Source organism: Pseudonocardia sp. ICBG1142 (assembly GCF_020496255.1).
Lineage (GTDB): Bacteria > Actinomycetota > Actinomycetes > Mycobacteriales > Pseudonocardiaceae > Pseudonocardia.
In genome coordinates this window covers 859,054-877,220 of sequence record NZ_JAHLJC010000030.1, presented here as the reverse complement: position 1 = coordinate 877,220, position 18,167 = coordinate 859,054, and the positions used below count along the sequence as shown (strand labels likewise).

Here is an 18,167-nt window from a genome sequence, read left to right as displayed (position 1 = left end):
CGTGGAGCAGTCTGGGCCCGCCCCCCGGGAGCCGGGCCGTCGTTCCCGGACCCGATGGGGGCGTTGCGGGAACATCGGCCGCGGCGCTCAGCTCCGGGGGATGCGCCCCATCAGGAAGAACTCCGGGTTGGGGCGCAGCGCGGTCAGGTGCGCGAGCCGGTTCGACATCGCGAACAGGGCGGTGATCGCGCCGACGTCCCAGATCTCGTCGGAGGTCAGGCCGGCGGCGCGGGCGTCGTCGAGGTCGGCCTCGGTCAGCGACTCCGAGCTCCGGGCGACCAGCAGGGCCAGGTCGACGATCGCGCGCTCGCGCTCCGACAGCTCGACCGCGTAGGGGTTGGTCGCAACGCGGTCGGCGATCTCCGGGTCCTTGTACCGGATCCGGAGGATCGCCCCGTGCGCGACGACGCAGTAGGTGCAGTTGTTGGCCCCCGAGGTGGCGACGACGACCAGCTCGCGTTCGGCCTTGGACAGTCCGTCGTCGGAGTCCATCAACGCGTCGTGGTAGTCCAGGAACGACCGCAGCTCCCGCGGGCGCCGGCCCAGGGCCCGGAACACGTTGGGGACGAACCCGGAGCGCTCGGCGATCGCGCCGATCCGCTCCGCCAGGTCCGGCGGAAGCCCGTCGAGGTCGACGTGCCCGAACCTGCTCACCTCGTGCTGTGCCATGTCCCGGACGTTAGTCGGGATCGGGCGCCGCGACCCCCGTCCGATAGGCCCACACGACGGTCTGCAGCCGGTCCCGGGTGCCGATCTTCGCCATCACCCGGCCCAGGTGCGACTTGACCGTCGACGTCTCGACGACCAGCTCCTCGGCGATCTCGGCGTTGGAGAGCCCGCGGGCCAGCATCCGCACGATCTCGGTCTCCCGCGGTCTCAGCGGGGCGACCCCGCCGTCGGGCGCGGTGTCCGGGGCGGGGCGGCGCCGCGCGAACTCGGCGATCACCCGGCGGGTGACGGCCCGGTCGATCAGCCCGTCGCCACGGGCGAGACGGCGGACGGCGTCGACGAGGTCGTCGGGGTGGGTGTCCTTGAGGACGAACCCGCTCGCGCCCGCCTCCAGCGCGCCGAACACGTAGTCGTCGAGGTCGAAGGTGGTGACGACGAGGACCGCGGGGACCGGGTCGTCGAGGCCGGTGATCTCCCGGGTCGCGACGAGCCCGTTCCCGCCGGGCATCCGGACGTCCATGCAGACCACGTCGGGCCGGTGCGCGCGCGCCAGCGCGACCGCCTCCGGCCCGCTCGCCGCCTCGCCGACGACCTCGACGTCGCCGGCCAGCTCCAGGAACATCCGGAACCCGGCCCGGACGACGGCCTGGTCGTCGGCCAGCAGCACCCTGATCACGCGCGTCCTCCTCCGGTCTCCGGGCCGGGGTCGTGCGGGACGACCAGGCGGACCTGCCAGCCGCCGTCGTCGGTCCGGACCGCGGAGAACGTCCCGCCGACCAGCTGCGCGCGCTCGCGCATCCCGGCCAGCCCGAACCCGCGGGTGCCCGGGGCGTCGGCGGAGGGTGCCGGGGTGCCGCGCGCCGGGCCGTTCACGACCTCGACGGTGACGCGGTCGTCGGCGTGGGTCACCGTCACCCGGACCGGGGCGCCGGGGGCGTGCTCACGGGCGTTGGCCAGTGCCTCCTGCACCACCCGGTAGCAGGTGACGTCGGCGACCGGGGACGGCTCGCCCGGGTCCCCGCGCCGGACCAGCTCCACCGGACCGCCCAGCTCCCGGGCCTGCTCCACGAGCCCGTCGAGCTCGGCGAGGCCGGGCACCGGGGTGTCGGCCTCGGCACCGCCCGCCCCCGGCTCCCGCAGCGCCCCGACGACCAGACGCAGGTCGTGCAGGGTGCGGCGACCCTGCTCCCGCAGCCGGGACGCCGTCCGCCGCGCCTCGTCCGGGTCCCGGTCCACCAGCCGCTCGACCACCGCGGCCTGCACCACCATCGCCGACAGGTGGTGCGCGGCGACGTCGTGCAGCTCGCGGGCCATCCGGGCCCGCTCCCGGGCGACGGCGGCGTCCGCCCGTTCCCGGTACGCCGCGACGACACCGGCGGTGTGCACCCGGTCCAGCTCGGCGTAGCGCCGCCGGGTCCGGAGGTACACACCGAGCAGCAGCGGGCCGCCGTAGACCAGGAGCGCCGACAGCACCTGCGAGGCGGCCAGTCCGCCCGCGCCGAGCAGCGCGTCGCCGGACGGGCGTACCGCGATCCCGGTGAGCACCACGGCCGTCTCGACGACCGCCGCGGCGCCGACCAGGGCCCCGGCCCGGCGCGCCGGGAGCCGCGACCCGCAGGTGCCGGCCGCGATCGCCGTCGCCGGGCCGCGCAGCGCCGCACCCACCGGCATCAGGACGACGTTCACCAGCCCCAGCCCGACCGTCAGCGCCAGACAGACCGCGGGGGCAGTGCGGCGCAGCGCCAGCAGCAGGTTCTGCACGGTCACCACCCCGAGTGCCAGCGCCACCGTGCCCGGCGCGAGACCCAGCTCCGCGGCCGGGCCCGGTGCCAGCACCACCGGGGTGACCACCGCGAGCGTCCCGGCCGCGACGAGCACCGCCAGCGCGGCGTCGCGGCGTCGCGGTCCGGCCAGGCCGAGCGCGGTGAGCCGGGCGTCGAGCCGTTCCGCGACCGTGCGGGGTGGCGGTTCGGGGTGCGGGTGCATGGGGTCTCCGGCCTCGGGTGGGGTGATCGTAGGGCTCAGTAGGTGAGGCTCGGCAGCAGCAGGCCCGCCACGACCGCCACCACCGCGATGCCGGCCAGGGCGAGCAGCAGCATCACCCGGCCGGTCACCGACCACGCACCGGCCCTGGCGCGCAGTGCGGTGACCACCCCGGCCGCCGCGACGGGCACGCCCACCACCCCGATCCACTGGAGCACCTGGAGCCCGCGCAGCACCGGGAGCGGCACCTCGCCCAGCGACGCAATCGTGAGCACCGAGACCACCCAGCCCGTGAGCGCGACGAGCGCCGCGAGCGCCGCAGCCCGGGTGAGACCGTGCGCGACCCGGTCGGCCCGCGGCCGGGTCGCGACGACCACGCCGTACCGGCGGCGCCACAGCGCCCCCGCCGGCCGGGCGACGAGCGCACCGAGGAGCACCACGACCGAGCCGGCCAGCACCGTGCCGAGCAGCGCCGCGTCACGCAGCGGGCCGACCGGCAGCTCGGTGAACGCCGCGTCGTGGCCCAGCGCGGTGACCCGGCCGTCGGCGTCGGTGCGCACGGCCAGCAGCCGCTGCCCGCCGACCTCCCGCCACAGCCCGGGCCGGACCTCGGCGTAGGCGGCAGGGCGGACGTCGTTCGGGGCGGGCGAGACCAGCAGCGTGCCGTCCGGCCGGGCCACCACGCGCATCTGGGCCAGCAGGTTCATCGCCCCCATGAAGGTGCTCTCCGACCGCCGGGCCGACTCGTAGGTCCCCGCGATCGCCGCGGCCCTGGCCGGGGTGCCCGCGTCCGGAGCCGGCGCCGGGCCCGCCGGACCGGGGAGGTAGCGGTCGGTGAACCCCTCGGTCACCGCGCGCCGCAGATCCAGGGTGTCCGCACCGCCGCGACCGCTGCTGTTCGTCGTGACGAACACCCCGATCCGCTCGGCCGGGTACAGCTGCAGGTGCGAGTGGAACCACTGGGTGTCGCCGCCGTGGCCGAGGACGAGGTGGCCGTTGCGGCTCTCGTCGAACAGCCCGAGTGCCATCCGCGGGCCGTCGGCGAGCGCGCCGAGGGTGTCCGGGCCCAGCGCCGGGCGCTGCATGAGTGCCCACGCGGCGGGGGAGAGCAGCGGGGTCGAACCGGGTGCGCCGAGCAGGGCCGAGGCGAACCGGCCCATGTCGGCGGCCGACGCACTGAGCGACCCCGCCGGGGCCGGGCTGACGAACTCGAACGGCATCGGCGGGGCGTCGACGCTGGTGTGGCCGTCCGACATCGCCGCGGCGGCGGCCGCGGGCAGCGGCTGCTCGAAGGTCGCGGTCGTCATCCCGGCGCGGTCGAGCACCTCGCGCTGCACGTACCGCTCGAAGGGCTCGCCGGTGACCCGCTCGACGACGTGCCCGGCCAGGCCGTAGCCGTAGTTGGAGTACGACGGCACGGTGCCGGGGGTGCTGACCTGCTCGGGCGGGTCGGTGGCGAGGAACTCCCGCAGCGACGGGCCACCCGGCCCGGTGCGGATGAGCCCGCGGATCTGCTCCTCGAAGCCCGCGGTGTGGCTCAGCAGGTTCCGCAGTGTCACCGGGCCGCGGGGCATCGGCACGTCGATGTCGAGATGGCGGCGGACGTCGGCGTCAAGGTCGACCAGGCCGCGGTCGGCGAGCTGCAGCACGGCGACCGCGGTGGCCACCTTCGACACCGACCCGACCCGGAACAGCGTCCGGGCGGGGTCGACCGGCCTGCCCGGTCCGGCCGAGCCGTAGCCGCGGGCGGCGAGCACCTGCCCGTCGCGTACGACGGTGACCGCGGCCCCGGCGATCCCGCTCCGGTCGAGCGCGGCGGGGACGAGGCCGTCCAGCCAGGCGCCGACGTCGGCGGCGGTGAGCGGGGCGGTCGGGACGGCCGTCCGCGGAGCCGGGTCGGGGGCCGGTGCGGCCGGGGCCGCACAGCCACCGACCAGGGCCGCGACCAGGAGGACGAGCAGGGCGACGGTGGCGGCGCTGCGGCGGGGCGGGCCGCCGGTCCGGCGTACGGTGATCATGTCGTCGAGCCTCGCCGGAACGGGCCCCCGGAACATCGGGCGCAGGTCGGCACTGCGGCCTACGACCTCCGACGGAGACGGCTCTTCCGCACCCGCGGCCCGATCCGGGACCATGTCGCGCCATGGGAGTCCCGGAGCAGGTCCGCACGCAGCTCGCGACCTGGTGCACCGAGCAGGTACCCGACGGCGAGAGCGACCGGCGCCGGATCGCCTACACCACCGCCGGCAACACCGTCACGATCCTCGACCGGCGGCCGCCCGCGTTCCCGGAGCTGGGTGCGGCGTGGTCGTCGACGGCACTGGCGCAGCTGCGGGTCGACGACCCCGGGCCGGGCAGCTGGACGCTGTACCGCGTCGCCGACCCCGGTTCGGGGCAGCGCTGGCAGCCGGCGGGGCCGCCGGACACCGACCCGTTCGTGCTGCTCGCGCGGGTCGCCGAGACGCTCCGCGCGAGCAGCTGACGCTCAGTCGTCCCGGCCGCCCGTGACCGCCGGGCGCGGGCCCGGTGCCATGGCCGACGGCGTCGACGGGCGGGACGGCTCGTCGTCGTGCGGGGTCGTGTCCGACCCGCGCGGAGCCGGGCGCGGCGCGGGCACCGACGGGTCGACGGTCTCGTGGGCGCCTGCCTGTCCGGCCTGCACCGGGACGGTGACCGGGACCTCCGGTGCCTCCGCGGCCGTCCGGGCGGCGGGGACCGACGGCAGCGTGGGCACGTCCGGGGCCCCGGGGCCCGGCCGCACGGCGGCGGTGCGGTCCCCGGTGCCGCGCAGGAACCGCGCCGAGGCCTGGTTCAGCACCTCGAGCAGTGTCGTCCCGGAGGAGGCGGCCCGCGGCTCGTCCCCGACGACGGCGAGCATCCGCGGCGCCGCCGCGGTCAGCAGCAGACCGTCGGCCTGCATCGCGCCCGCACCCAGCACGACCACCAGGTCGGCGGTGTCCGCCGGGGGCAGCGCGCCGAGGACGTCGTCGAGGGGCTCGCAGACGACCAGGCCGAAGCCGGGGACGCCACGGCCGGCGTCGGCCGCCCAGGTCTCGGCGAGCTGCGGGTGGGTCCGGGCGAGCTCGCCGAGCAGCCGGTCCAGCTCGTCGCGGTCGGCGACCTCGCGCCGGGCACGGTCGAGCTCCTCGAGCGCGTCGGCGTAGGCCTGCGGGTCGTGTGCCCGCAGCGCGTCCACGACGGCGTCGTGCTCCGGCGCCCGTGCCCCGTAGGGCACCCGGTCGGCGCAGGTGGCGGCCAGGCGTTCCAGCTCGTCGGCGGCCTCGGCGGGGTCGCCGTGCTCGGCGTAGTCGACGATCGCGCGGGCGACCCGCTCGGCGGCGGCCAGGTCCGGCACCGAGACCGGGGAGTCCTGCTGCAGGAACAGCACGTCGTGGCGCAGCGCGCCGACCGACCGGGCGGTCGCCGCCACCCGGTCCAGGGTGTCGGTGAGCGCGGGCAGCTCGGAGGGGTCATGTGGGATCGGCAGGCCCAGCACCGCGCACAGCCGCGCGATCTCGTCGTCGCGGCGCGCCAAGTCCAGGTGCCGGACGATCGCGACCACGTGGTCGTAGGTCTGCGGGGCCTCCCCGCCGACACGGAAGCGGCGCAGGTGCGGCTCGGCGTCCTTCTGCTCCTGCGGGCGGAAGTAGGACCGGGTCCGGCCGCCGGAGTCGAGGAAGTCCAGGTAGCGGCGGACGAGGTCGGCGCCGCCCTGGGGCAGCGGCTCCACGATCTCGACCGTGGGACCGGCGGCGTGCCGGGCGCGGTCGTCGCGCTGGCGGGCCGCGTGCCCCTGCAGCGCCTCGAACTCGGCGCGCAGTCCCTGGTGGACCAGGCGACCGACGACCTCGCGCAGCCGCTCGGCGTCCGGGGCCGCGGCGATGGCCTGCAGCGAGCCCAGGACGCACCGGGAGACCTGGGTGACGGCCCCGCGCCGGGCGGCGTCGAGATCGCGCAGCAGACCGGGGACGATCCGGGCCTCGCCGGTCTCGGCACCGGCCACGACCCGTGCGGCCCGCTCGCAGCAGCCCGCGACGTCGGCCGGGTCGGGCATGCCGTCGGCGTCGGGGAGGCGCTGGCCGCGCCGGGCGGTACGGTCCGCGCCGACCCGGGCCAGCAGGCGGCGCAGCCGCTGCAGCTCGCGGACCGGCAGCTCCGGGAACGAGGTGGCGACCCGGCCCTCCACGCTCACCGGCAGCGAGTCGTGCACCGCGGCGACCCGCTCGGCGGACGCACCGGTCAGCAGTACGCGCATGCCGTAGCCGGTCAGCTCGGCCAGCGCCCTGGCGAGCTCGCCGGGGCTGCTGTCGGAGAGCACGACGAGCGGCTCCTCGGCCACCACGCCGAGCAGTGTCGACGGGTGGGCGGGGTCCTCCTCGGAGCGCGGCGGGGCCGCGGCCCCCAGCGCGGTCGACAGGGTCCGCAGACCGGCCGGCACCCGGCCGGCGCGCAGTTCGGCGGTGATCCGCGCCGCCGCCGCCCGCGGTGCCCCTCCGCCGCGGCCGGCCGACGCCAGCCCTTCGACGAACGCGACGAGCGCGTCGATGTCCGTGTCCTCGGACACCCGGACGTCCAGCATCTCGTCTCACACCTCCGCCGTACCCGTGTCGTCGCCCCGGGGACGACGTTCACGGTGTGTATCGCCGTGGACGGCCCGGTGTTCCGCCTCCGCCGTGATCGTCCGGCCGGGACCGGCCGGCCGCCGTCACGAGGAGCGACGGAGCCGTGTCCCGTTCGGGGTACACGGCGGGTGCGGGATCGCCGTTCGGACGTCCCCGATTTCCCGCGAAAGGCTACCGGTCAGGGCTCTACGCTGGGCCGATCTCGTCGAGACCGGGCAACGTCGCCCCTTTCGGCGTCCTTCGCTGTCCACACTGAGCGACCGAGGCAGTTCAAACACTGCCCCATTGGAGTGAATTTACCCGATCAGCAACAGCGGGCGGAGGGAACACGGTCCTGGCGGTCGGTCCGCTCCCGCCAGAACTCGCGCTCACCCAGCACCGGCGCACCGGGGTGGTGGGCCGCCCGATGGGCCAGGTACCGCTCGTAGTCGCGCTCCCCGGCGAGCTCGCGCAGGAACGTCCAGAACGCCCGGAGCCGGCTCATCCGGAGCCCCCGGCCCTGGCGAGCTCGCGTTCGGAGCGGGTGGGGATCAGCCCGGCAGGGGCCTGGATCCGGGACTCGACGTACGGGTCCTCGGAGCCGCCGGGCAGCGGGCGTCCGCTCAGCGCGGCGACCCACACCCGGACCGAGTCGGCCAGGACGATCACGATGAGCAGCGCGAACAGGGCGGTGAGCACGGTGTCGACGGTCGTGTTCACCACCACCTTCTGCATGGCCTCGACGGTCCTGGCGGTGCCCAGGCTCGTCTTCCCGGCGTCGAGCGCGGCCTGGTACTGGTCGCGCTGGGCCCAGAACCCGAGCTTGGGGTTGTCGGAGAAGATCTTCTGGTAGCTCGCGGTCAGGGTGACGACGGCGTCGAACACCAGCGGGACCAGCGTGATCGGTGCGTAGCGGGCACGGCCGGAGCGGATCAGCAGCGTGGTGCAGACGGCCAGTGCGACGGCGGCGAGGAGCTGGTTGGCGATGCCGAACAGCGGGAAGAGCTGGTAGATGCCGCCCAGCGGGTCGTTGACGCCGGCGTAGAGCAGGTAGCCCCATGCCCCGACGATGACGGCGCTGCAGATCCAGGCGCCCGGCCGCCAGCTGGTGTCGCGGAAGCGCGGCACCACGTTGCCGATCGTGTCCTGCAGGATGAAGCGTCCGACGCGGGTGCCGGCGTCCACCGTGGTGAGGATGAACAGCGCCTCGAACATGATCGCGAAGTGGTACCAGAAGGCGCGCATCGCGTCGCCGCCGAAGACCTGGGAGAACACCGTCGACAGCCCGACGGCCAGGGTCGGCGCCCCGCCGGAGCGGCCGACCAGTGTGTGCTCCTCCACTGCCTGCGCGGCCGCGGTGAGGTCGGCCGGGGAGATGGTGAACCCGATCTGCGCCACCGCGGCGGAGGCGGTCTCGACGGTCGGCCCGAGCACCGTCGCGGGCATGTTCATCGCGAAGTAGAGGCCGGGGTCGAGGATGCAGGCCGCGGCCAGCGCCATGATCGCGACGAAGGACTCGGTGAGCATCGCGCCGTAGCCGATGACCCGGATCTGGGACTCCTTCTGGATCAGCTTCGGCGTCGTGCCCGAGGCGACCAGGGCGTGGAACCCGGACAGGGCACCACAGGCGATGGTGATGAAGACGAACGGGAACAGCGAGCCCGCCGCGACCGGGCCCTGCCCGTCGGAGGCGAACCGGGTCAGCGCGTCCATCTGCAGCGACGGCCAGGCCAGCAGGATCGAGGCGGCGAGCAGCACGACCACGCCGACCTTCATGAACGACGACAGGTAGTCGCGCGGCGCGAGCAGCATCCAGACCGGCAGCACCGAGGCGGCGAAGCCGTAGACCACCAGCGCGAGGGTCAGCTGGTTCGCGGTCAGGTGGAAGACCTCGCCCCACGACGAGTTCTGCACCCAGCCGCCGCCGACGATGGCCAGCAGCATCAGCGCGACGCCGAGCACCGAGACCTCGATGATCTTCCCCGGGCGCAGGTAGCGCAGGTAGAAGCCCATGAACAGGGCGATCGGGATCGTCATCGCGAGCGAGAACGTGCCCCACGGCGAGTCGGCCAGGGCCTGGACGACGACCAGCGCCAGCACCGCCAGCAGGATCACCATGATGGCGAGGACGGCGACGATGGCCGCCGTCCCGCCGACCGGCCCGATCTCCTCGCGGGCCATCTGGCCGAGGCTGCGCCCGCTCCGGCGGGTGGAGAAGAACAGCGTGACCATGTCCTGGACCGCGCCCGCGAACACGACCCCGACGATGATCCAAATCGTGCCGGGCAGGTAGCCCATCTGTGCCGCGAGCACCGGGCCGACCAGCGGGCCCGCGCCGGCGATGGCCGCGAAGTGGTGACCGAACAGCACCCGCCGGTCGGTGGGCTGGAAGTCCTGCCCGTCGTCGAGACGTTCGGCCGGTGTGGCGCGGGTGTCGTCCACGCGCAACGCGCGGTGGGCGATGAAGCGGGAGTAGAAGCGGTAGGCGATCGCGTAGGAGGCGACGGCGGCGAACACCAGCCAGGCCGCGGAGATCTCCTCGCCGCGGGTGAACGCGACGATCGACCAGGCGATCGCGCCCACCACCGCCACCGCGACCCAGATCGCAATCTGCCTCGGGTCGCGACGACGGGTCGTGCCCGTCCCCCCGGTCCCCGGTTCTCCCGGTCGCTCCGTCGTGACCATGCCGTCCCCCGCTCGTGCACCGTGCGCGACCGACGCCGTCGTGGGGCCGGCCCGATCGGGAACGTTACGTCGGGCAACGTTGCCTGTCACCGGTCCGGGGACGCCGTTACCGAGTCTCGACCGGCCGCGTCCTTCCCGATCCGGGGACACCCACCTCACGGGCCCCGTGCAGGCGCAGCACGGAGCCCCCGCACACCGGACGGCGTGTGGGGGCTCCGTGGGTCTCGCGCGGCAGGGGCCGCGGTGGGTCAGGCGCCGAGGCGCTGCTTCAGGGCCTCGAACTCGTCGCGGATCGAGGTCGGGAGGTTGTCGTCGCCGATCTTGGCGAACCACTCCTCGATCAGCGGGATCTCGGCCTTCCACTCCTCGACGTCGACCGCGAGGGCCTCCTCGACGTCGGCGCGCTCGGCGTCGACCCCCTCGAGGTCGATCTGGTCGACGGTGGGCACGAAGCCGATGGGGGTGTCGACGGCGGCCGCCGTGCCCTCCATGCGCTGGATGCACCACTTGAGGACGCGGCTGTTCTCACCGAAGCCGGGCCACAGGAAGCGGCCGTCCTCGCCGCGGCGGAACCAGTTGACGTAGAAGATCTTCGGGAGCTTCTCGGCGTCGGCGCTCTTGCCGAGGTTCACCCAGTGCGCGAAGTAGTCGCCGACGTTGTAGCCGAGGAACGGCAGCATCGCCATCGGGTCGCGCCGGACCTGGCCGAGACCGCCGGCCGCGGCCGCGGCCGCGGTCTTCTCCGAGGACATGGTGGCGCCCATGAAGGTGCCGTGCTGCCAGCTGCGGGCCTCGGTGACCAGCGGGATCGTGGTCTTGCGGCGGCCACCGAACAGGATGGCCGAGATCGGCACGCCGTTCGGGTCCTGCCACTCCGGCGCGACGACCGGGCACTGCGCGATCGGCACGGTGTAGCGCGAGTTCGGGTGCGCGGCGTCGGTGCCGGACTCGGGGGTCCAGTCGTTGCCCTTCCAGTCGGTGAGGTGCTGGGGGTCGCCCTCCAGGCCCTCCCACCAGACGTCGCCGTCGTCGGTCAGCGCGACGTTGGTGAAGAGCGCGTTGCCCTCCTCGATGGTGCGCATCGCGTTGGGGTTGGTCTTCCAGTTGGTGCCCGGCGCGACACCGAAGAAGCCGAACTCCGGGTTGATGGCGTAGAGCCGGCCGTCCTCACCGAAGCGCATCCAGGCGATGTCGTCACCGACGGTCTCGGCGCGCCAGCCGGGGATGGTCGGCTGCAGCATCGCCAGGTTGGTCTTGCCGCAGGCGCTCGGGAAGGCCGCCGCGACGTAGTAGGCCTTCTCCTCCGGGCTGATGAGCTTGAGGATCAGCATGTGCTCGGCGAGCCAGCCCTCGTCGTGGGCCATCGCCGAGGCGATGCGCAGCGCGTAGCACTTCTTGCCGAGCAGGGCGTTGCCGCCGTAGCCGGAGCCGTAGCTCCAGATCTCCCAGGTCTCCGGGAAGTGGCTGATGTACTTGGTCTCGTTGCACGGCCACGGCACGTCGGCCTGGCCATCGGCGAGCGGGGCGCCGATCGAGTGCAGCGCCTTGACCCAGCGGTCACCCGCGACGTCGAGCAGCGGGACGACCTGCGCACCCATCCGGGTCATGATCTTCATGGAGATCACGACGTACTCGGAGTCGGTGATCTCGATGCCGATCTTCGGGTCGTCCGAGTCGGTCGGCCCCATGCAGAACGGGACGACGTACATCGTCCGGCCCTTCATCGAGCCGCGGTACAGCTCGGTCATGGTCCGCTTCATCTCGGCGGGGTCGGCCCAGTTGTTGGTCGGGCCCGCGCCGCGCTCGGTCTCGGTACAGATGAAGGTCCGCTCCTCGACCCGCGCGACGTCGTCGGGGTCGGAGGCGGCGTAGAAGGAGTTGGGTTTCTTCTCCAGGCGCGTGAGGGTCCCCGCCTCGACCAGCTGGTCGGTGAGCCGGGTCCACTCCTCGTCCGAACCGTCGCACCACACGACGCGATCCGGGGTGGCCAGCTCGGCGATCTCCTGGACCCAGGCCGCGACGCCCTGGTTGGTGGTCGGTGCCTTGTCGGTGCCCGGAACGGTCGCTGCAGTCATGTCGTCCTGTTCTCCTCGCCGGCCCCGGCCCGCCACCGGGGGAACTACGACGAGCCCGCGACCGGAGTCGGTGACGGGCCCAGACGGGAAAAGGTGGTTTCCGAGGCTACCTGCGAAATAGTGCGCTACCCACGGGTGGAGTTGAGAGGTCAGGCACAGCACCGATCATGTAAATCGATCCAGTACGCGCTGGACGACGGCGATGTCCGCCCAGGTGACAGCCATGTCACACGAACGCAACCTGTTCCCGGTGACAGATTCGCCGACGGTCCGTGACATCGGCACGCACATTCTCGGAGAAACGTCGCCGAAATTCACCCGCAGACCGGAAGCAACCGCTTCAACGCGTTCTCGGAACGCACTTAGGGCTTTCGAGAACGGAAGGGTCAGCGCACGGTTGCGACGGAGCGCGCGAGCTCCGGGACCATGATCGGCAGCCGGTGGGCGGTTACCTGCCAGTACCGGGCGGCGGGGTCACCGGCCCGCCAGGCGTCGGCGAGCCGCACGACGGCGTCCGGGTCGATCACCCGGCGCGGCCGGGGCCGCATCCCGCAGCGCTCGCGGACGCCGGCGTCGAGCGCGCGCCAGGCGTCCTCGGCGGTGGTGTGGATCGAGACCTCTGGGCGACCGGCGACGGCACCCCCGGCATCCGGGCCCCCGGGGTCGGGTTCCACGACGTCGCCGGGGTGTTCCCCGAGCACCAGGGTGTAGGCGCTGACCACCTCGTACGGCACGGCTGTCTCCCGTGTGGAGTCGGCACCGACGACCGGCACCGATCGTCGGTGCCGGTCGTCGCGGACGAGCCGTAGTGAACCAGCCGGTGCACACCGGATCCGCCGAACGAGCGTCCGACGGGGCCGCGCGCCGCCGGAACCACTCGTCCGGGCGGCCGGACGGTCACCCGTGACCGTCACGGGTGGTCACTCGTCGCTCACACCCCGCGACGAGCGGTCAGTGGCGGGCGCCCGCGGGCTCGGCGTCGGCGTCCACCGCGGAGGCACCGGCCGCCAGGACGTCCCGGTGCGCGCGGCGCAGGCCGAGCCCGGCCGTCACCAGCACCACGGCGACGACGACCGCCGCCGTCCCGGACGCGACGTCCACCCCGTGCACGAACGCCTCCCGTGCGGAGGCCAGCAGGGCCGCGGCGGCGTCGGCGGGCATCGTCGTGGCGACGTCCGCCGCCCCGCCGAGGGTCTCCCCGGCCGAGGACGGCGTCCCGTCGGGGAGCACGACGCCCGCCCGGTACACCGCGGACAGCACCCCGCCGATCAGTGCGGTGCCGAGCACCGCACCGACCTCGTAGGCGGTCTCGGAGACCGCGGCCGCGGCACCGGCCTTCTCCGGCGGGGCGGCCGCCAGGATCGCGTCGTTGGTGACGGTCTCGGACAGCCCGATCCCCGCGCCGATCAGCACAGCGGCCGACATCAGCAGCACGACGGCCGAGTCCACCTGCAGGAACAGGCAGGCCACGTAGCCGGTCAGGACGAGCGCGAGCCCGGTCGCGACGAGCTGGTGCAGCGCGAACCGGCGGGCCAGCCGCGCGGCGGCGAGCCCGGCCACGACCGTCACCACGAAGCCCGGCAGCAGGAGCAGGCCCGCCTGCAGCGGCGAGTACCCGACGACCAGCTGGAGGTACTGGGCGGAGAAGAACAGCAGCCCGGTGAGGCCGAACATGGTGGTGGCGTTGGCCAGCGCGCTGTGCCGCAGCACCGGGCGGGCGAACAGCTCCAGGTCGATCAGCGGGTCCAGGCCGCGCCGCACGCGTCGCCGGTAGTGGGCGAGGAACGCGGTGCCCGCGCCGACACCCACCAGCACCGACGCGACGACGGCGGGGGTCACCCCGCCCGCGGACCCGGCCAGCTTCAGCGCCAGGACCAGCGGTCCCATCGTCAGCAGCGACAGCACCACGCCGACCAGGTCCAGCCGGCCCGGCTCGGTCTCCCGCGACTCCGGCACCACCAGCGGCGCGACGACGAGCAGCAGCGCCATCGGCGGCACGCTCATCACGAAGATCGAGCCCCACCAGAAGTGCTCGAGCAGCAGCCCGCCGACGATCGGGCCGAGCGCCGCGCCCGCGGCGAACCCGGTCGCCCAGATCGCCAGCGCGAGCCTGCGGTGGGTCCGGTCGAGGAACACCGACCGCAGCAGCGCCAGCGTGGAGGGCATCAGCATCGCGCCGAACACGCCGAGCAGGGCGCGCGCCGCGACGAGCTGGGCGGCCGAGGTCGCGAACGCGGCGAGCAGCGAGACCACGCCGAAGCCGGCGACGCCGATCATCAGCAGCCGGCGGCGGCCGATCCGGTCACCGAGGGTTCCCATCGTGACCAGCAGCCCGGCCAGCACCAGCGGGTAGACGTCGACGACCCACAGCAGCGTCGCCGCGTCCGGGCGGAGCGCGGCGGAGAGCTCCGGCAGTGCCACGCCGAGCACCGTGTTGTCGATCGACACCAGCAGCGTGGGGATGGCGAGCACCGCGAGTGCGAGCCAGGCGCGCAGCCCGGGCAGCGGCGCCACGTCCGGCCCGCCCCTGTCCCTCGCCGCGCCCCGTGCGCCGACCTCCGGCCGTGACATCGCCGTTCTCCCTTGCACTCGTCGTTCCGTCGGGCCCTGATCCGGACGCGTCTTTACCGTCCAGACGGTACATCTTTATACCGTCCAGACGGTACAGTCCATTCCCGGCCGGGACTGTGAGGCGGGGCACGGGCACTAGGCTTCGCCCATGGCGTCCCAGTCCGAACGACGGAACGCGGGGACACGGGGACCGGGCTCGACCCGCGACCGGGTCCTCGACGCGTACGAGACGCTGCTGATCGAGCAGGGCCCCGGCGGCGCGACCCTCGACGCGGTGGCGGCGGCGGCCGAGGTGTCCAAGGGCGGGCTGCTCTACCACTTCAGCTCCAAGGAGGCTCTGGTCAGCGGCCTGCTGGCGCGGCTGCGCGAACGCAGCGCCCGCGACGCGGAGCTCATGCGCTCGGACGCGGCGGGCACCGTGGCCTACTACCTGCGCACCTCGGTGCCGGGCCACGAGTCGCCGGTCGGACTGACCCGCACCTACCTCGCGACCCTGCGCGTCGCCGACGGCAGCACCTCAGGGGAGGCCGCCCGGACCGCGCTGGCCGACGTCGACGCCGACGGGCTCGCCGCGCTGTCCGAGGAGATCGACGACCCGGTCCTGGCCTGGCTGGTACAGCTCGTCGGGGACGGCCTCTACCTGCGCACCCTGACCGGCGCGCCGCTCACCGGCGGGGTCTCGACCGAGGAGCTCCTCGACACCCTGCGGACGCTGCTGGCAGCCCGTTCCCGGCCCGGGTGATCCCGTCGTGCACAGAACGCGTGGAACCGGTCGCGCGGGGTAGTCTCCTGTCCTGTACTCGCACGGGGAGGGGCCCACTGTGGAGGGAACCGGCGGCTATCTCGCGCTGGTCGTGGTCGGTGTCGCGATCACGGTCGGGGTCGGTCAGATCCTGCTGCGCACCGGGCAGCCGTTCCTGGAGGACGTCTTCCAGAGCAAGGAGACGTCGCACTCCATCAACCGGCTGCTCGTGGTGCTGTTCCATCTGCTGACTCTCGGCGTGCTGGGGATGATCTCGGTCATCGACATCGACAGCATCACCGGCGTCCAGCAGATCGTGTTCAAGATCGGCGTCGTGCTGCTGGTCGTCGGGATCGCCTACGGCATCTCGATGCTCGTCCTGCTCCGCATCCGCGAGCGGCGGCGCCAGCAGAAGGTGTCGGCCGACATCGACCGCTCGATCGCCGAGCAGCGCCGCGGCGTCGGCCGGTTCCGGCGCGGCGCGAACACCGACAGCGAGGGCCGCACCCCGGCCGAGCAGCCCGAGGACTGACCCCGGGCCCCCGGGACTCAACCGGGGGAGCCGGGCAGACCGGTCACCACGTCGGCGAGACCGTCGCCGTCGAGGTCGGTCCAGAACTCCGGGCCCCGCTCCGTCTCGACGACGAGGGTCTCCGCGACGCCGTCGCCGTCGCCGTCCCGGGCGGCCGGCCCGGACACCGGGACCGACCCCGCGACACCGGGCCGGGCCCGGGGCACCCGCACCCACCAGGGGACGGGCAGCGCCGCCGCGACCACCGCGCCCGCCAGCACCGTGCTCCCGACCGGCACCGCGCTCCCGATCGGCGCCGTACTCCCGACCGACACCCTGCTCCCGACCCGCACCGCGTTCCCGACCGGCACCGGCGGCTCAGTGCGCACGGGCCGGCTCCCCGGGGCGGCGCGACGCCCGCCGCGGTACGGCCGGGCCCGTCGACGACCGCTCCGCGGCCGCGATCCACGCCGCCAGCTCGCGGTCCGCGGCGGTCAGCACCGCGTCGCGCACCCGCCGGGCCAGCGCGCGGTCGCGGGCCGAGCGCACCGCCCGCACCCGGGCCGCGACGAGTGCTCCCGCCAGCAGGACGAACCCGGCCAGGGCGAGCGGCGCGCCGGGGCCCGCGACCGGGAGCAGGCGCCCGACCGCCAGGAGGATCGAGAGCACCGACACCGCCGACCCGGACAGGACCGCCCCGCGCTCCCGGCCCGGTGCGACGGCGAGCGCCCGGGCCGCCGCGGCGGTGAGAGCCCGACCACCCGACAGTGACGCACCGTGAGTGATGTGCGTCACCCCGACGCCCTGATGTCGTAGCGCGGTTGCGGCCGCACGGCGGCGCAGGACCGGTCCGCTGCGGCGCGCCCAGGCGTCGTCGAGGGTGCGGGCGGGACCGTCGAGCGCGGCCGTCCACCACCGGAGGTCGCCGGCCCGGCCCGCGCGCCGGACCGAGTGCGCCGCCAGGCCGTCGACCTGCACCGACAGTGTCGCGAGAAGATCGACACGGGCCTGGTCGAGCGCGGTGCGCAGCGGCGGCCCGATGCTGCCCGAGGGTGGTTCCCGGTCCATGCCCGCCAGTGTCGGGTGGGCCGCTCCGGGGCGGATCCGTAGGACTGCGCAGCGGACCCGGGTGATCGCCGTCCCCTTTCATGGGCAAGGGTGAACCGCAGCGTGGACACGGACGAATCAGCCGACCGGGGCAACCCCACGGGCCCGAGGGACGTCCACTGATCGGGCAACACCCAAGACGCCCGACACCAGAACCGCAACCGGACCGTGATCGCGTCGTTGGACGAGTAAGCGGACCTGTATGGAGGAAGTGTGAGCGCCGTTACGCCCGCCCGCCAGACCGTCACGCCCGATGCGAGCGCCCCCGCGCGCCCCGGGCGTCAGAACGGTGCCGGTGCCGGACAGTCGCCGTTCCCGGCGAGCCCTGCCCGACCCGGCGGGCGCGCTCCGCTGGCGTCGCAGCCGGAGGGACCCGAGGGCTTCCGTCGCCCGCGGCCCCGCCCGGCTCCGCGCCGCAGCGCGAACCCGGCGGTGTCGGTGATCGTGCCGACCCGCAACGAGGCCCGGAACCTGGAGATCGTGCTGCCGGCCATCGCCGCGGTGCGGCCGGCCGTGCACGAGGTCATCGTCGTCGACGGCAACTCGACCGACAACACGGTCGCCGTCGCGCGGCGCACGCTGCCCTGGGCGCGCGTCATCACCCAGACCCGCAAGGGCAAGGGCAACGCGATGGCCTGCGGTTTCACCGCCGCGACCGGTGACGTCATCGTCATGTTCGACGCCGACGGCTCGGCCGACCCGAACGAGATCCCGGCCTTCGTGAACGCGCTGGTCAAGGGCGCCGACTTCGCCAAGGGCAGCCGGTTCTGCAAGGGCGGCGGCTCGGACGACATCACGCTGCTGCGCAAGTCCGGCAACGCCGGGCTGAACACCGTCGCGAACCGGCTGTTCGGCACCAAGTACTCCGACCTCTGCTACGGCTACAACGCCTTCTGGGCCGACCTGCTGCCGCAGCTCGAGCTCCCGGACCCGGCGGCGCCGCAGCCCGAGGACGGCTCGATGCTCTGGGGCGACGGTTTCGAGATCGAGACCGTGCTGAACTGCCGCGTCGCCGCGGCCGACCTGACGATCACCGAGGTGCCGTCGGTCGAGCGGGAGCGCATGTTCGGCGAGACCAACCTGCGGACCTTCGCCGACGGCACCCGGGTGCTGCGTACCCTGATGGCCGAGCACCGTCGCATGGAGCAGCGCCGCAAGGCGTCCGGCTACGCCCGCTGACGCTGCTCGTACCGGCCGCCCCCGCCGGTCCGCAGCACCATGAGGAG

Annotated in this window: 16 protein-coding genes; 4 read left to right on the top strand and 12 right to left on the bottom strand. The window is 74.2% G+C overall.

Going from position 1 to position 18,167, the window contains the following annotated elements:
* Positions 1-87 precede the first annotated feature (87 nt).
* The 4 genes from KPL59_RS18325 to KPL59_RS18310 are packed head-to-tail and all read right to left on the bottom strand — an operon-like array spanning position 88 to position 4,670.
* Positions 88-669 (bottom strand): peroxidase-related enzyme, encoded by a 582-nt coding sequence (locus KPL59_RS18325; protein WP_226361493.1) that lies wholly within the window; start codon positions 667-669, stop codon positions 88-90.
* A gap of 10 nt (positions 670-679) precedes the next feature.
* Positions 680-1,345: a response regulator transcription factor gene (locus KPL59_RS18320; RefSeq protein WP_226361492.1), complete on the bottom strand. Its 666-nt coding sequence runs from the start codon at positions 1,343-1,345 to the stop codon at positions 680-682.
* Positions 1,342-2,655, bottom strand: coding sequence for a sensor histidine kinase (locus KPL59_RS18315; protein WP_226361491.1), 1,314 nt, complete (start codon positions 2,653-2,655; stop codon positions 1,342-1,344). The genes KPL59_RS18320 and KPL59_RS18315 overlap by 4 nt, the downstream gene beginning before the upstream one ends.
* 35 nt (positions 2,656-2,690) lie before the next feature.
* Complete coding sequence (locus KPL59_RS18310) at positions 2,691-4,670, bottom strand: serine hydrolase domain-containing protein (protein WP_226359218.1); 1,980 nt, start codon at positions 4,668-4,670, stop codon at positions 2,691-2,693.
* 122 nt (positions 4,671-4,792) lie between these two features.
* Here KPL59_RS18310 and KPL59_RS18305 point away from each other — a divergent pair, with 122 nt between their 5' ends.
* Positions 4,793-5,131 (top strand): hypothetical protein, encoded by a 339-nt coding sequence (locus tag KPL59_RS18305; protein ID WP_075309341.1) that lies wholly within the window; start codon positions 4,793-4,795, stop codon positions 5,129-5,131.
* Positions 5,132-5,134: 3 nt separating this feature from the next.
* On the opposite strand, the gene KPL59_RS18300 is transcribed toward KPL59_RS18305, so the two are convergent.
* The 6 genes from KPL59_RS18300 to KPL59_RS18275 all read right to left on the bottom strand — a co-directional run bounded on the left by KPL59_RS18300 (position 5,135) and on the right by KPL59_RS18275 (position 14,581).
* Positions 5,135-7,228: a hypothetical protein gene (locus KPL59_RS18300; RefSeq protein WP_226361490.1), complete on the bottom strand. Its 2,094-nt coding sequence runs from the start codon at positions 7,226-7,228 to the stop codon at positions 5,135-5,137.
* 347 nt (positions 7,229-7,575) lie between these two features.
* On the bottom strand, positions 7,576-7,755 hold the full coding sequence (locus KPL59_RS18295) for a YbdD/YjiX family protein (RefSeq protein WP_226359220.1): 180 nt from the start codon (positions 7,753-7,755) through the stop codon (positions 7,576-7,578).
* Positions 7,752-9,935, bottom strand: a complete 2,184-nt coding sequence (locus tag KPL59_RS18290; protein ID WP_226361489.1) for a carbon starvation CstA family protein — start codon at positions 9,933-9,935, stop codon at positions 7,752-7,754. The genes KPL59_RS18295 and KPL59_RS18290 overlap by 4 nt, the downstream gene beginning before the upstream one ends.
* Before the next feature lie 248 nt (positions 9,936-10,183).
* Positions 10,184-12,010: a phosphoenolpyruvate carboxykinase (GTP) gene (locus KPL59_RS18285; protein ID WP_226361488.1), complete on the bottom strand. Its 1,827-nt coding sequence runs from the start codon at positions 12,008-12,010 to the stop codon at positions 10,184-10,186.
* A 386-nt stretch (positions 12,011-12,396) separates the two neighbouring features.
* Entirely contained in the window at positions 12,397-12,744 is a 348-nt protein-coding gene (locus KPL59_RS18280; protein ID WP_226361487.1) for a hypothetical protein, read from the bottom strand.
* 217 nt (positions 12,745-12,961) lie between these two features.
* Positions 12,962-14,581 (bottom strand): MFS transporter, encoded by a 1,620-nt coding sequence (locus tag KPL59_RS18275; protein WP_226361486.1) that lies wholly within the window; start codon positions 14,579-14,581, stop codon positions 12,962-12,964.
* Between the two features lie 148 nt (positions 14,582-14,729).
* Here KPL59_RS18275 and KPL59_RS18270 point away from each other — a divergent pair, with 148 nt between their 5' ends.
* Together KPL59_RS18270 and KPL59_RS18265 are read left to right on the top strand one after the other, a co-directional pair.
* The gene (locus KPL59_RS18270) at positions 14,730-15,323 is read left to right on the top strand and encodes a TetR/AcrR family transcriptional regulator (RefSeq protein ID WP_020622343.1); all 594 of its coding nucleotides are present in this window, start codon (positions 14,730-14,732) and stop codon (positions 15,321-15,323) included.
* A 79-nt stretch (positions 15,324-15,402) separates the two neighbouring features.
* Positions 15,403-15,855 (top strand): hypothetical protein, encoded by a 453-nt coding sequence (locus tag KPL59_RS18265; protein ID WP_020622344.1) that lies wholly within the window; start codon positions 15,403-15,405, stop codon positions 15,853-15,855.
* 17 nt (positions 15,856-15,872) lie between these two features.
* Here KPL59_RS18265 and KPL59_RS18260 read toward each other — a convergent pair whose 3' ends face one another.
* Entirely contained in the window at positions 15,873-16,223 is a 351-nt protein-coding gene (locus KPL59_RS18260) for a DUF6802 family protein (RefSeq protein WP_226361485.1), read from the bottom strand.
* Positions 16,213-16,902: a hypothetical protein gene (locus KPL59_RS18255; protein ID WP_226361484.1), complete on the bottom strand. Its 690-nt coding sequence runs from the start codon at positions 16,900-16,902 to the stop codon at positions 16,213-16,215. The genes KPL59_RS18260 and KPL59_RS18255 overlap by 11 nt, the downstream gene beginning before the upstream one ends.
* Before the next feature lie 252 nt (positions 16,903-17,154).
* Between KPL59_RS18255 and KPL59_RS18250 the strand changes: the two genes are divergently transcribed.
* Positions 17,155-18,120: a glycosyltransferase family 2 protein gene (locus KPL59_RS18250; RefSeq protein ID WP_226361483.1), complete on the top strand. Its 966-nt coding sequence runs from the start codon at positions 17,155-17,157 to the stop codon at positions 18,118-18,120.
* Positions 18,121-18,167: the final 47 nt, after the last annotated feature.